At 66.9% G+C, this 13573-nt stretch carries 13 protein-coding genes; all 13 read right to left on the bottom strand.

The features are described from left to right. Nucleotides 1–3 precede the first annotated feature (3 nt). A complete protein-coding gene (gene cheD, locus LIN44_RS22705; protein ID WP_227314535.1) occupies nucleotides 4–663 on the bottom strand; it encodes a chemoreceptor glutamine deamidase CheD in 660 nt (219 codons plus the stop codon). Further along, a complete protein-coding gene (locus tag LIN44_RS22710) occupies nucleotides 663–1583 on the bottom strand; it encodes a CheR family methyltransferase (protein WP_227314536.1) in 921 nt (306 codons plus the stop codon). The genes cheD and LIN44_RS22710 overlap by 1 nt, the downstream gene beginning before the upstream one ends. Nucleotides 1584–1767: 184 nt before the next feature. Then, nucleotides 1768–2262 (bottom strand): chemotaxis protein CheW, encoded by a 495-nt coding sequence (locus LIN44_RS22715; RefSeq protein WP_227314537.1) that lies wholly within the window; start codon nucleotides 2260–2262, stop codon nucleotides 1768–1770. A 28-nt stretch (nucleotides 2263–2290) separates the two neighbouring features. Next, nucleotides 2291–4306 (bottom strand): chemotaxis protein CheA, encoded by a 2016-nt coding sequence (gene cheA, locus LIN44_RS22720; protein WP_227314538.1) that lies wholly within the window; start codon nucleotides 4304–4306, stop codon nucleotides 2291–2293. A 219-nt stretch (nucleotides 4307–4525) separates the two neighbouring features. Beyond that, nucleotides 4526–5491: a flagellar motor protein MotB gene (gene motB, locus LIN44_RS22725; protein ID WP_227314539.1), complete on the bottom strand. Its 966-nt coding sequence runs from the start codon at nucleotides 5489–5491 to the stop codon at nucleotides 4526–4528. A 34-nt stretch (nucleotides 5492–5525) separates the two neighbouring features. After that, nucleotides 5526–6389, bottom strand: coding sequence for a flagellar motor stator protein MotA (motA, locus tag LIN44_RS22730; protein ID WP_227314540.1), 864 nt, complete (start codon nucleotides 6387–6389; stop codon nucleotides 5526–5528). 119 nt (nucleotides 6390–6508) lie between these two features. Continuing rightward, nucleotides 6509–7114, bottom strand: coding sequence for a flagellar transcriptional regulator FlhC (gene flhC, locus LIN44_RS22735; RefSeq protein ID WP_116297411.1), 606 nt, complete (start codon nucleotides 7112–7114; stop codon nucleotides 6509–6511). Then, nucleotides 7111–7428 carry a flagellar transcriptional regulator FlhD gene (flhD, locus tag LIN44_RS22740; RefSeq protein ID WP_092316109.1) on the bottom strand — a complete coding sequence of 106 codons (318 nt, stop codon included), beginning with the start codon at nucleotides 7426–7428 and terminating at the stop codon, nucleotides 7111–7113. Before flhD ends, flhC begins: the two co-directional genes overlap by 4 nt. A 503-nt stretch (nucleotides 7429–7931) precedes the next feature. After that, entirely contained in the window at nucleotides 7932–8666 is a 735-nt protein-coding gene (locus LIN44_RS22745; RefSeq protein WP_227314541.1) for a DUF4088 family protein, read from the bottom strand. An 8-nt stretch (nucleotides 8667–8674) separates the two neighbouring features. Continuing rightward, entirely contained in the window at nucleotides 8675–10516 is a 1842-nt protein-coding gene (locus LIN44_RS22750; protein WP_227314542.1) for a methyl-accepting chemotaxis protein, read from the bottom strand. A gap of 116 nt (nucleotides 10517–10632) precedes the next feature. Next, nucleotides 10633–12276 (bottom strand): PAS domain-containing methyl-accepting chemotaxis protein, encoded by a 1644-nt coding sequence (locus LIN44_RS22755; RefSeq protein WP_227314543.1) that lies wholly within the window; start codon nucleotides 12274–12276, stop codon nucleotides 10633–10635. 118 nt (nucleotides 12277–12394) lie between these two features. Continuing rightward, entirely contained in the window at nucleotides 12395–12871 is a 477-nt protein-coding gene (locus LIN44_RS22760) for a chemotaxis protein CheW (protein WP_112777275.1), read from the bottom strand. Nucleotides 12872–13013: 142 nt separating this feature from the next. Further along, the gene (locus LIN44_RS22765; RefSeq protein ID WP_227314544.1) at nucleotides 13014–13406 is read right to left on the bottom strand and encodes a response regulator; all 393 of its coding nucleotides are present in this window, start codon (nucleotides 13404–13406) and stop codon (nucleotides 13014–13016) included. Nucleotides 13407–13573: the final 167 nt, after the last annotated feature.

The raw sequence follows: 13573 nt of genomic DNA on the forward strand, positions 1-13573 counted from the left end.
GTTTCAGGGAAGCTGGCGCGGGTACGGCTGCCGCGCAAACAGTTCCGGCGAGCGCGACGGTTCGCGCGCCGAGGTGGCAATGGCCCGTGCCAGCGCGCGTTCGTCGCGCGCCACCGAAACCTGGTCGTCCTGCCGCGTCAGGCGGCGCACCAGCGCCAGCCCGCCGATCGGGAAATAACTGACGCGGCGCGCATGCGGGCCGCGCAGGTCCTGCGCCGCCACGCGCACCTCTTCGGCCTTCAGGTAGCGCAGCACAAAGTCCGCGTTGCGGTCGCCGATGTTCAGCGTGGTCATGTTGGCCAGTACCGCGCCGCCGCCGAAAACCTTGGCCTCCAGCCGTTCGCGGCGCGCGCCCATCTTGAGCAGTTCGTTGATCAGCACTTCCAGCGCATAGCTGCCGTAGCGCATCGACGGCGACAGCATGCGGTCGGCGCTGCCGCTGGCGCCCTCATCGTCCGGCAGCATGAAGTGGTTCATGCCGCCGACGCCGGCCACCTCGTCGCGGATGCAGGCGGCCACGCAAGAGCCCAGCACGGTGGTCAGCACCACGTCTTCGCGCGTCACGTAGTACTCGTTGGGCAGCAGCTTGATGGCCTGCTTGCCGAACTCGCGGTCGAAGTACGTGCGCGTGGCCAGCGCTTCGGGCAGGTGGGGCGTGCGCATCAGGGCCTGCCCCGAGCGGTTACCGACTGCGCGGACTGCGCCAGTTCATAAACGGTCTGCCCGCGCAGCTGGAACGCGCGCGTGACGTAGGAGAAGTTCTCCGAATGGCCGGCGAACAGCAGCCCGTGCGGCTTGAGCAGCGGCACAAAGCGCTCCAGGATGCGGCCCTGGGTCGGCTTGTCGAAGTAGATCATCACGTTGCGGCAGAAGATGGCATCGAACTGCTCGCGGATGCCCCAGTCGGGCGCGAGCAGGTTGAGCGGCTCGAACGCGATGGTGGCGGCCAGTTCCGGCTTGACCTTGACCGAGCCGGTGCGCGGGCCGGTGCCCTTCAGGAAGAAGCGCTTGAGCCGTTCCGGCGACAGCCGCGCCACCTGGTCGGCGGAATAGACGCCGCTGCGGGCCTTGGCCAGTACCTGGGTGTCGATATCGGTGGCCAGCACCGTGCCGGCACGGTCGCCCAGCGCCTCGGCCAGCGTGATGGCGATCGAGTACGGTTCTTCGCCGGTGGACGCAGCCGAGCACCAGACGCTGTAGGGCCGGCCTACCTGTTTGGCATGCTCCGCCAGCAGCGGGAAGTGGTGCGCCTCGCGGAAGAACGAGGTCAGGTTGGTCGTCAGCGCGTTGGTGAAGAACTCCCACTCCGGCGAGCGGTCATCCGCTTCCAGCAGTGCCAGGTACGAGGCAAAGTCGGTCAGCTGCAGCGTGCGCAGCCGGCGCGCCAGGCGGCTGTAGACCATTTCGCGCTTGTGGCTGCCCAGCGAGATCCCGGCGCGGCGGTGGATCAGCGCGCGGATCTGCTCGAAGTCGCGCTCGGTCAGCAGGAAGTCGCGCGCGTCGTCGCGCCGCAGCAGGGCGGCCGGCGTGGGGGCCGACCCGCTGTGAGCGGGTGCGCTGGCGGCGGTGCGGAACGGCGTCATGGCTGGAGATGGTGCAGGCTTTCGTTATTGCGATGTTCCGAATTCGCGATAACGCAGGAATCACCACTGTCATTCCCGCGCAGGCGGGAATCCAGCGTCTTTAAAGCCACTGGGTTCCCGCCTGCGCGGGAACGACGAGCAAAAAGAGGAGCGGTGATGTTCGGAACCATCAGTAGATCCGGCGTCAGGCGTACTCGGCTTCGACCAGTGACATCTCGGGACTGGTCATCAGCTTCTCGATGTCGATCAGCACCAGCATGCGGCCGTCGATGGTGCCCAGGCCGGTCAGGTGCTCGGTCGAGATCGATACGCCGAACTCCGGCGCGGGCTTGATCGCCTCGCCGGTCAGCGTCAGCACGTCCGACACGCCATCCACCACGATGCCGACCACGCGGCCGGCGACGTTGAGGATGATGACCACGGTCTGGTGGTCGTAGCGCACGTTGCCCAGGCGGAACTTCAGGCGCAGGTCGACGATGGGCACGATCACGCCGCGCAGGTTGGTCACGCCCTTGATGAAGTCGGGCGCGCTGGAGATGCGCGTGACGGTCTCGTAGCTGCGGATCTCCTGCACCTTGAGGATGTCGATGCCGTATTCCTCCGACCCCAGCGTGAAGACCAGGAACTCCTGGCCCGAAGCGTCGCTTCCGGGGGTATCGATGTGTCCGATGCCGGCCATGATCTCTTGTTCTCCTGTGATGGGACGATTACTGCTGCAGCGCCGGTTCCTGCCGGCGCACGCCGGTGCGCTGCAGCGCGCCGACATCGACGATCAGCGCCACGCTGCCGTCGCCAAGGATGGTGGCCGCGGAAATGCACGGCACCTTGCGGTAGTTGGTTTCCAGGTTCTTCAGCACCACCTGGTGCTGGCCGATCAGCTGGTCCACCAGCAGCGCAAAGCGCTTGCCTTCGGCCTGCAGGATCACGGCGATGCCCTGCGTGGGCTCCTGCAGCGCGCCGGCCACGTTGAACACGCGGTGCATCTCCAGCAGCGGCAGGTACTCGCCGCGCACGTGCATGACGCGGTCCGAGTTGGCCGCGGTATGGACGTCTTCGGCCTTGGGCTGCAGCGACTCCATCACGCAGTTCAGCGGCAGGATGAAGGTCTCTTCGCCCACCTTGACCGACATGCCGTCCAGGATGGCCAGCGTCAGCGGCAGCACGATGCGGATGGTGGTGCCCAGGCCCGGGCGCGAGCTGATCTGCACATGCCCGCCCATCTCCTGGATGTTGCGCTTGACCACGTCCATGCCCACGCCGCGGCCGGACACGTCGGTAATGACTTCGGCGGTGGAAAAGCCCGGCGCGAAGATCAGCTGCCAGACTTCCTCATCGGTGATGGTCTCGGACACCGGCAGGCCGTTCTGGATCGCCTTGGCCAGGATGCGCTCGCGGTTCAGGCCGCCGCCGTCGTCGCTGACCTCGATGACGATATTGCCGCCGTGATGCTGCGCGGACAGGATCAGCTGGCCGGTCGGATCCTTGCCGGCGGCGATGCGCTTGTCGGGAGTCTCGATGCCGTGGTCCAGGCTGTTGCGCACCAGGTGCGTGAGCGGATCGATGATGCGTTCGATCAGGCTCTTGTCGAGCTCGGTGGCCTTGCCGAAGGTAACCAGGTCGATCTGCTTGCCGAGCTTGCTGGCCAGGTCGCGCACCAGCCGCGGGAAGCGCGAGAACACATAGTCCATCGGCATCATGCGGATCGACATCACCGCTTCCTGCAGGTCGCGCGCGTTGCGCTCGAGCTGGCCCATGCCGGAGAACAGGCGGTCGAACAGCACCGGATCCAGCGACGACGCGGTCTGCGCCAGCATCGACTGCGTGATCACCAGCTCGCCCACCAGGTTGATGATCTGGTCGACTTTCTCGGTGGGCACGCGGATCGAGCCTTCGCCGTGCGCGGGCGCGGGGGCCGGCGCGGCCTTGGCTTTTTCACGCGCGGCCGGCGCGGCCGGGGCCGGAGCCGGTGCCGCGGCCACTGGTGCGGGCGCGGGAGCGGCAACCTCGGCCTGGGCCGGCGCCGCCTCCGGCGCGTCGGCCGCGGCTTCGATCACGATCTGGTCGATGTCGATCACGAAGCAGCACACCGCGATGATGTCGTCGGCGCTGCATTGGGTGTTGAGCCACACCACCAGTTCGCCGTTGGTCTCCTGCTGCCCGGTGATCTCGCCCAGGTTGGCCAGCTCTTCGCGCAGCAGCGCCTGGTCCGACGCCGATACCTTGATCAGCCGGATCTTCAGGCCGCCGGCGGCTGGCGCGGCTGCGGGCGCTGCGGCAGCAACGGGCGCAGGCGCGGCAACGGGCGCGGGGGCCGCGTCATGGCCGGCGGCTTCCTGTGCCAACTGCTGCAGCACGGCGCAGATGCGCTTCAGCGTTTCCGGATCGGGTTCGGTGCCGTTGCGGTAGGCGTTGAGCTGGTCTTGCAACACGTCCTTGGTTTCCAGAAAGGTGTCGATGATGGTCCTGGTCAACGCCAGTTCCTGCCGGCGCGTGCGGTCCAGCAGGTTCTCGAAGATATGGGTGGTCTCGGTCAGCGCCGCGAAGCCGAAGGTGGCGGCACCGCCCTTGATCGAATGCGCGGCGCGGAAGATCGCGTTCAGGTGCTCGGGATCGGGCGCCTCGATGTCCAGGCCGAGCAGCAGCTGCTCCATTTCGACGAGCAGCTCTTCCGCTTCCTCGAAGAAGGTCTGGTAAAACTGAGTGATATCGATATCGACAGACATGGCGTCCTGAGTCACTTGCGGTTATTCACTATTTCGCGACAGCGCAACAACAACCCCGTCATTCCCGCGCAGGCGGGACAATGCGCGGATGCGCATTGGACGTCCGGAGGACGGCCCGAAGGGTGAGCGACAGCGAGCAATCCAGCGTCTTTTTCCCAGTCGGCGAAAAAGAGAAAGTCACTGGGTTCCCGCCTGCGCGGGAACGACAACCATCGCGCTTCATGGTGATTTGCCTCTTGGAGCCGCCTCGGGTCCCGACGCCGCGGCCAGCCCGGCCTGCATCTCCTGCGCGGCCTTGCCGGCCTGCGCCGCCACCGTGACCTCGGCCGCGCTGGCGTTCTCGGCCTCGAAGCGCGCCTGCGCTTTCTGGTTCAGCACCACGATGCTGATGCGGCGGTTGATCGGCGCGAGCAGGTCTTGCTTGTCCAGCGGCATGGTCGCGGCCAGGCCCAGCACGCGCAGCACCTTGCCTTCCTGCATGCCGCCCGCGATCAGCTCGCGGCGCGAGGCGTTGGCGCGGTCGCCGGACAGTTCCCAGTTGCTGTAGGTGCGCTCGCCGTTGGAATAGTTGGCCGCGTCGGTGTGGCCGGACAGGCTGACCTTGTTGGGCAGCTCGTTCAGCACCGGGCCGATCTCGCGCAGGATGGTGCGCATATAGCTTTCGACGGTGGCGCTGCCGGTGCGGAACATGGGGCGGTTCTGCGTATCCAGGATCTGGATGCGCAGGCCTTCGCTGGTGATGTCCAGCAGCAGCTGCGGGCGGAACTGGCGCAGCACCGGGTTGTTCTCGATGATCTGTTCCAGGCGCTGCTTGAGCGCGCGCAGGCGCTGCGCTTCCTGCTGCTCGTTGCGGCGCTGTTCGTCGCTGGGATCGTTGTCGCGGGCACGCATGACTTCGCCGTCCTTGCGCATCGCGTCGAGCCCGCCGCCCGGGATCACGCTGGGCGACTGGCTGCTCTTCTCGCCGCCGACGATGGCGACCTTGAGCGGCATGCGGAAGTATTCGGCAATGCCTTCCAGCGTCTTCTTGTTGGCACTGGACAGCAGCCACAGCACCAGGAACAGCGCCATCATCGCCGTCATGAAGTCGGCGTAGGCAATCTTCCAGCTGTGGTTGCCGTGCGGCCGGGCGTGCGACTTCGCCCGGCGGACGATGATCGGACGCATATCGTGTGCGCTGCTCATGTGGTGCCCCTTGCTGCGTGCGTTGCCGGCCGGCTTAGTTCAGGCTCTTGACTTCACGCACGTGGTCGTCGAGCTCGAGGAACGACGGACGCACCGTGGAGTACAGCACCTTGCGGCCGAATTCCACCGCCACCAGCGGCGCGTAGCCGTTCAGGGAGGCCAGCAGCACCACCTTGATGCACTCGTAGACCTTGACGTTCTCGGACACCTGCAGCTCGATGCGCGCCGCCAGCGGCGAGATAAAGCCGTACGCCAGCAGGATGCCGAGGAAGGTGCCGACCATGGCGTGCGCGATCAGCGCGCCCAGCTCCGCCGGCGGCAGGTCGGCCGAGCCCAGCGCATGCACCACGCCCATCACCGCGGCGACGATGCCGAACGCCGGCAGGCCATCGCCGACGCGCGACAGCGCATGGGCGGGGATCTCGGCTTCATGGCGGAAGGTCTCGATCTCGTGGTCCATCAGGGCCTCGATCTCGAACGCATTCATGTTGCCGTTGACCATCATGCGCAGGTAGTCGGTGAGGAATTCCATCACCACCGGATCCGACAAAATGCGCGGGTACTGGCTGAACACGCTGCTGGCGGCGGGATCGGCGATTTCCTTTTCCAGGAACAGGATGCCCTCGCGCCGTGCCTTGGACAGCAGCACGTACAGCAGCGACATGACGTCCAGGTACAGCTCTTTCTTGTACTTGGAACTCTTGAACAGGCCCGGCAGCGCGCGCGCCGTGGCCTTGATGGCCTTGCCGGTATTGGTGGCGATGAAGGCCCCGAAGGCGGCGCCCCCGATGATCACAAATTCCGCAGGTTGATATAGCGCGCCCATATGGCCGCCGGTCATGGCGTAACCGCCAAGCACCGCCGCTACCACGACGACATAGCCAAGAACTACTAGCACGATCGGATCCCCGTCTAAAAACGCGCGTCAGCCACGCTCATTGGCCCGTTGCACGGGCGCACGGAGAGAATCCGTCCGCCAGCGCAGCAAGCTTGCCAGCCGGCGGACCTTGACCAGGGTCAGGCGCTGGTCTGCACGGCGGCGGCGTCTTTCGAGAGCTTCTTCACTTTCCCTGCGCGCGACGGCGGACGGCACAGGCTGCACACGAAGTTCGCGTGCGGCTCATACGCGTGCGTGACAAACTGTCCGCCGCAACACGTGCACCGGGACAGCTGCAGCATGTTGCTCTCGAAGAACCGTACTAACGTCCAGGCCCGCGTGAAACTTAAGACAATTTCACCGCCGAGCAGCGAAACATGCTCGAGGTACAGGCGGTACGCCGCCACCACCGCGCGGATGCCCACGGTCTCGCCTTCCTGCACCATGAACTGGTAGGCGGAGAAGAACAGGGACGAGTGGATATTCGGCAGCCAAGTGGTGAACCAGTCGGTCGAAAAGGGCAGCATGCCCTTGGGCGGCGAGACGCCGCGCAGCTCCTTGTACAGGCGGATCAGCCGGTCACGCGACAGCGTGGTCTCGGCTTCAAGCACCTGCAGGCGCGCGCCCAGGCCGATCAGCTCGATCGCGAGCTGGGTCTGGTTGGCGTCCTGGAGCACGCTCTTGCGGCTGGGAACGGAGGTGGCCGTATAGCTCCGGGTAGGCTCGGCCTGCAGGAGCGCGGTCAATTGATCGACTCCACAGGCTGACGTGCAAGCAGGATCGCGGCGTGGATCTGCTGCATGTCATGGCTCTTGGCCGTGTGGGTGAGAGTGGACAGAAGCGCATGGTCGTCGAAGCGGAACCTGCACAGCACCATGTTGGATGCCGCCAGCTTGACGAGTTGCGCGGACGTCAGCTTGGCAAGGATATCCGCAATTTCCTTGCTGACCCCGAGCCGGAACATGGCTTCGACCTGGTTTTCGCGCACCAGGCGTTGCGCGAGCAGCAGATAGGCGAGGTTAACCTCCCTGATCTCCTGGAGAACTTCACTGCTTTCCAATTTATCCCCGCTACCAAAACCCACCGTAGCCGCTTGTCCGGCGCTTACCGTTGCCCTCGGCGGGTACGGCGACCAGATCGTTTGTATGCGGCTGGGCGGGTACAACGTACGACTAAGGAACTACGCCCGTGTCAAACTGTAATCAACTCCGTTACAAGTGTTACAGAGTGTAAGTAAGACTGTTACGTTTATATCGGCAATCGCCCCGCAATGCCAATCCCTACTTACGCGGGGGGGAACCAAATGTCGCATGAAACATACATTGGCCGCGCACAGTTTGTAACAAGTCACACGTTTGACGCTTGATTTCGCTCAAGACAGCACGAGCAAACGTCCTCTGCATCCAACGCCGCGGGACGGCGTTCGGTAGCCTGCTGGATTCCTCTATTGACGAAGCCGCGCGGAGTGTATCGCTGCGCATGGTGTGCGTAATACTGTCCAAAATTTGCGAACAGCTTTCGACGCGATGCGGTTCGCTGCGGCCCGATCCTGCCGTGCGAGCCTCAATGTCCGAACAGGCGGCGCAGCCATGCCGCGAGACGCGCGAAGACATCGTCGGGCGCTTCGCGGAACAGCGCCGGGCGCACGCGCTCGACCTGCTCCAGCACGCGCGAGGCCTCGTCCGGCTGCATCGAGCCATACTCCAGCGCCAGCCCCAGCATGCCGCGCAGCTCGCCCACGCGGGCGCGGCCGATGGCCTCGTTGTCTTCGGTCTGCAGCGCGTACATCAGGTCATAGGCACGCTGGCGCAGGCTTTCGGCCAGGCGCCAGGCCGGCGTGCGCATGCGTTCTTCCAGCGCGCGCAGGTCTTCCGCCGACTGCGCCACCTGCGTCGCCAGGGCCTCGGTATAGGCACTGTCGGCGCCGCACTCGGCCAGCACCTGCGCCGCCCATTCGCGCGCATGCGCGAGGCGCTGCTCGCCGCTCCAGCCGGGCTGCACCGCCAGGCCAAAGCCGAAGCGCTGGGCATCGCGCATCAGCGCCGCCAGTGCATTGGGCAACTGCTTGTCGAACACGCGGCGCGCCCAGCCGTATTCACCCCCGGACAGCAGCCGCGAGACCGCGCGCTCGGTCAGCGGGCCGTCATGCTGCAGCAGCCGCGCGCGCAAAAAGTCATTGAACTCGGGCGGCAGGAACTCGCGGTCCAGCCCGGTCGAGACCCCGATGAACTGGTCGAATTCCTTGCGCAGCCTGGCCGCGTCCTCTTGCGGCAAGGCCAGGGTGATGTCGGTCGTCATGGCAACACTCAGAACGCGCTCCAATCGCCGTTGTCGGCAGCGGCGAGGGCCGGCCGCGGCGTCACGGCCGCTGCGCGCGGCACCGGCTTTGCTGGCGCCGGCTCGACTGCGTCGTGCGGGGCTTCATCCGCGCTCGCGGCTTCCGCCTTTGCCATCGGCAGCTTGGCCGCACGCTTGCCCGCGGCAATGGCACGCACTGCGCCCGCGGCGCGCTGGGCCCTGGCGGGCGCCGTCGCGGCGGCCGGCAACACCTCGAAGCGCTCCGCGCGCTCGTCCTCCGCGGCGAGTCGGAAGGTGGCCACTGCGGACTGCAGGCGGCTGGCCTGCTCTTCCAGCGCGCCCGCCGCGGCGGCGGCTTCTTCGACCAGCGCCGCGTTCTGCTGCGTCACCTCATCCATCTGCGCGACCGCCTGGTTCACCTGTTCGATGCCCGAGCTCTGCTCGGCCGACGCCGCGCTGATCTCGCCCATGATGTCGGTCACGCGCTTGACCGCCTGCACGATCTCGTCCATGGTCTTGCCGGCCTGGCCAACCAGCGCCGAGCCGTTGTCGACGCGCGCCACGGTATCGCCGATCAGGCCCTTGATCTCCTTGGCCGCGTTGGCGCTGCGCTGCGCCAGGCTGCGCACCTCGCCCGCCACCACTGCGAAGCCGCGGCCCTGCTCACCGGCGCGCGCCGCTTCCACCGCAGCGTTCAGCGCCAGGATATTGGTCTGGAACGCAATGCCCTCGATCACGCCGATGATGTCGACGATCTTCTTCGAGGCATCGTTGATCTCGTCCATGGTCTGCACCACCCGGCCCACCACTTCGCCGCCGCGCACGGCAGTGTCCGAAGCGTTGGCCGCCAGCCCGCTGGCCTGGCGCGCGTTGTCCGCGTTCTGGCGCACCGTGCTGGTCAGCTCTTCCATGCTCGACGCGGTCTGCTCCAGCGACGCCGCCTGCTGCTCGGTGCGCTGCGACAGGTCGTTGTTGCCCGCGGCAATCTCGCGCGAGGCGCTGCCGATCGATTCGGCCGAGGCCTTGAAATCCCGCACCATGCGCGACAGCTGCTGCTGCATCTGCTGCATCGCATAGACCAGGCTGCTCTTGTCGCCGGCGCGCGTGGTCACCGGCGAGGAGAAATCGCCCTCGGCAATGCGCGCGGCGATGGCCGCGGCATAGCCCGGCTCGCCGCCCAGCTGGCGCGACAGCGCGCGTGCCAGCAGCACACCGAGCAGCACCGACAGCGCCAGCCCGCCCAGCACCAGGCCCAGCATCCACAGCCGGGTCTCGTCGTAGACGCTGCGCGCTTCTTCCATGTTGTTGCGGGCGCGGTCGTCGCGGCGCTTGACCATCTGCAGCATCACCGCTTCCAGCGCGTGGCTGTCCTTGAGCAGGTCAGCGCTTTCGGAGAACACCTGGCTCTCGAACTGCGAGGTATCCAGCGGCTGCTTGCTGACCAGCTCAACATACTTTTCCATGCGCGCGCGGAACGCCGGCGACAGATCCTGGTACTGCTTGACCAGCGCCTTGCCCTCCGGCCGCTCGAAGGCGCCGGCTACCTGGCGGATGCGCTCATCCATCGCGGCCAGCGATTTGGCGATCTGCTCTTTCTCGACCGTGCGCTCGCCCATGGTCGATGCCGACAGCAGCGCGATCTGCGCGCGGCTGGCGTAGACCAGGTTGATGTTGGCGTCCTGCACCGCCTTCAGCGCGCGCAGGTCGTCGTGGTAGATCTTGCCGGTCCAGTCGGCCATGCGGCCCATGTTGACGACGCCCAGCAGCCCCATCACGGCGCCGATCACGGCAACGACCAGGAATCCGGCAACCAGCCTGGTCGTGACGCGCAATTGATTGAACCAATGCATAGCAACTCCCCCTTGTAACTGAAGCCTCGGGCACGGCCTGCCGCACCCTGTGTACGCTGGCAGCGCGGTATGCCGCGGCTGCCTTCACTTCGATCCCTACCGTGCTGGTCCCGTGCCTAGGCCGGTGCCAGCGCCGCAGCGCCGCGCGCCTGCGCGGGCTGGCGCTGCGGGCGCACCTCCGCCTGCATGCTGACGCGGAAGGTCGCCACGGCATCGCGTAGCCGCAGCGCCTGTTCTTCCAGCGCGCCCGCCGCGGCGGCGGCTTCTTCGACCAGCGCCGCGTTCTGCTGCGTCACCTCATCCATCTGCGCGACCGCCTGGTTCACCTGTTCGATGCCCGAGCTCTGCTCGGCCGACGCCGCGCTGATCTCGCCCATGATGTCGGTCACGCGCTTGACCGCCTGCACGATCTCGTCCATGGTCTTGCCGGCCTGGCCAACCAGCGCCGAGCCGTTGTCGACGCGCGCCACGGTATCGCCGATCAGGCCCTTGATCTCCTTGGCCGCGTTGGCGCTGCGCTGCGCCAGGCTGCGCACCTCGCCCGCCACCACTGCGAAGCCGCGGCCCTGCTCACCGGCGCGCGCCGCTTCCACCGCAGCGTTCAGCGCCAGGATATTGGTCTGGAACGCAATGCCCTCGATCACGCCGATGATGTCGACGATCTTCTTCGAGGCATCGTTGATCTCGTCCATGGTCTGCACCACCCGGCCCACCACTTCGCCGCCGCGCACGGCAGTGTCCGAAGCGTTGGCCGCCAGCCCGCTGGCCTGGCGCGCGTTGTCCGCGTTCTGGCGCACCGTGCTGGTCAGCTCTTCCATGCTCGACGCGGTCTGCTCCAGCGACGCCGCCTGCTGCTCGGTGCGCTGCGACAGGTCGTTGTTGCCCGCCGCCACCTGGCGCGTCGCGGTCGAGATGCTGGCCATGCCTTCCTGGATCTCATGCACCACCGACAGCAGGCTGCGCTGCATGGTCTGCATCGCCTGCGCCAGCGCGCCGATCTCGTCGGTGCTGCGGTGGTCGAAGCGCGTGGTCAGGTCGCCCGCGCCCATGCGCAGCGCGAAGTCCAGCATGTCGCGCACCGGCCGGTTCACGCGCGCCAGCAGCATCGTGCCGGCGGCGAAGGACGAGGCCAGCGCCAGCGCAAAGCCGCCCCACAGCCACGGGCGCAACGGCGCGGCGCCCGCGCCGCCCAGCGCTTCCACCGCGACCAGCGCGGCCAGGAACCACACCAGGCCGCCGGCCTGCGCCCACAGGATGCGGCGCTTCAGGTTCAGCCGCAGCAGCCGCTGCGCCAGGCCACGCAAGCCGGTGCGCACCACCGCGCCATGACGGATCGCCAGCCCGTCGGCACGTCCCGCGCGCAAGCGCGCATAGGCAGCGGCCGCAGCCTGCACCTGCTCGCGCGTCGCCATCGAGCGCACCGAGGTGTAGCCGACCACGCGGCCGTCGACGCGCGTCGGCGTCACGGTGGCATTGACCCAGTAGAAGTCGCCGTTCTTGCGGCGGTTCTTGACCACGCCCATCCACGTGCGCCCGGCCTGCAGGTCTTGCCACAGGTCGGCAAAGGCCTCGGGCGGCATGTCGGGATGGCGCACCAGGTTATGCGGCGCGCCCAGCAATTCTTCTGCCGTAAAGCCGCTGGCCTCGATGAAGGTGCGGTTGGCAAAGGTGATACGGCCCTTGAGGTCGGTGCGCGAGATCAGGTAGTCAGAGGGAGACAGCTGGTACTCGCGCTGCGTGACGGGTTGGTTGTTTCGCATCTATGTCGGTACTGCTTGCCCGTGGCGCGCCGCATGGGTCCATGCGGCCGCACCGCGGGCGGGTTCGGTCCGGCGCGCGGGTGGCGCGTGCCGGACGGCGGGGGGCGCTGCGGCAGGATCAGGACACCGCTTCCAGTGCGGCCAGTTCTTCGGTATTGAGCAGCTTCTCGATATCGACCAGGATCAGCATGCGCTGCTCGACCGAGCCCAGGCCGCGGATGTAGTCGGTCGCCAGTTCGCCGGAGAAGTGCGGCGTGGGCTTGATCTGCGCGGCGCTCAGCGTGAGCACGTCGGAGACGCCATCCACCACGATGCCGGTGGTGCGCTCGTTCAGGTCGACGATGATCACGACCGTGTACTGGTCGTAGCTGACGTTGGGCTGGCGGAACTTGATGCGCAGGTCGATGATCGGCACGATGATGCCGCGCAGGTTGATCACGCCCTTGATGTAGTCGGGCGCATTCGCGATCTGGGTGACCGACTCGTAGCCGCGGATCTCCTGCACCTTCAGGATATCGACGCCGTATTCCTCGCGGCCGAGGGTAAAGGCCAGGAACTCCTCGCCCGCGCCGTCTGCCTTGTCGATGTGCTGCATGGTCTAGCCCCCCAAAATTGGCTCATGCTGGTTTCTCTGGCGCTGCAGCGGCCTGGGCCGCTGCAGCGCCGGGGCATGACTTCGCCCACCAGTGTTTACGGCAGCATCCGGGGGTGACTGAAGGGCGACGCCGTCGCTTTCCTTACCCTTCCGACGTAGGGGGTGCCGCGTCCAGCAGCGCGGCCACGGCCTGCATCAGCCCGTCCGGGTCGAACGGCTTGGGCAGGAAGCCCGACGCGCCCGCGGCGCGGGCCTGCTCGCGGATGTTGCCGTCCTGCTCGGTGGTCAGCATCAGGATCGGCATGCGCGCATAGCGCGGCGTCGCGCGCAGGCTGCGGATCAGCGTCAGGCCGTCCATGCCTGGCATGACCTGGTCGGTAACCAGCATGCCGAAGTTGCCCGCGAGCGCCAGCGCATGCGCCTGGTCGCCGTCCGCGGCCTCGGTCACGTCGAATCCTCCGGCCCGCAGGCAGGCGCCGATCATGCGGCGTAGCGAGGGAGAATCGTCGACGACGAGGATGCTGGGCAATGACATGGGCGCCTCCGGAGGTGCAGGAACGGGTGGGTCCGCCAGGAAAGATGGAAGGTGCGGCCGGCGACGGATGGGCCGGCGCAAGCCGCCGCACGAACATGGCAGCCTGCCAGAGTGGTTATCGGCGGCGCGGCGGGACGACTTTAGTTTGGCCTTGGGGATGCAGGCCG

Origin of the sequence: Cupriavidus sp. MP-37, assembly GCF_020618415.1 — a bacterium.
Lineage (GTDB): Bacteria > Pseudomonadota > Gammaproteobacteria > Burkholderiales > Burkholderiaceae > Cupriavidus.

Excerpts from the sequence above, each read along its gene's own strand:
- LIN44_RS22755 (WP_227314543.1), bottom strand. The coding sequence starts at position 12,276 with ATGCGAAACAACCAACCCGTCACGCAGCGCGAGTACCAGCTGTCTCCC.
- LIN44_RS22750 (WP_227314542.1), bottom strand. The coding sequence starts at position 10,516 with ATGCATTGGTTCAATCAATTGCGCGTCACGACCAGGCTGGTTGCCGGA.
- LIN44_RS22745 (WP_227314541.1), bottom strand. The coding sequence starts at position 8,666 with ATGACGACCGACATCACCCTGGCCTTGCCGCAAGAGGACGCGGCCAGG.
- LIN44_RS22760 (WP_112777275.1), bottom strand. The coding sequence starts at position 12,871 with ATGCAGCACATCGACAAGGCAGACGGCGCGGGCGAGGAGTTCCTGGCC.
- LIN44_RS22765 (WP_227314544.1), bottom strand. The coding sequence starts at position 13,406 with ATGTCATTGCCCAGCATCCTCGTCGTCGACGATTCTCCCTCGCTACGC.
- motB (WP_227314539.1), bottom strand. The coding sequence starts at position 5,491 with ATGAGCAGCGCACACGATATGCGTCCGATCATCGTCCGCCGGGCGAAG.
- cheA (WP_227314538.1), bottom strand. The coding sequence starts at position 4,306 with ATGTCTGTCGATATCGATATCACTCAGTTTTACCAGACCTTCTTCGAG.
- cheD (WP_227314535.1), bottom strand. The coding sequence starts at position 663 with ATGCGCACGCCCCACCTGCCCGAAGCGCTGGCCACGCGCACGTACTTC.
- LIN44_RS22715 (WP_227314537.1), bottom strand. The coding sequence starts at position 2,262 with ATGGCCGGCATCGGACACATCGATACCCCCGGAAGCGACGCTTCGGGC.
- LIN44_RS22710 (WP_227314536.1), bottom strand. The coding sequence starts at position 1,583 with ATGACGCCGTTCCGCACCGCCGCCAGCGCACCCGCTCACAGCGGGTCG.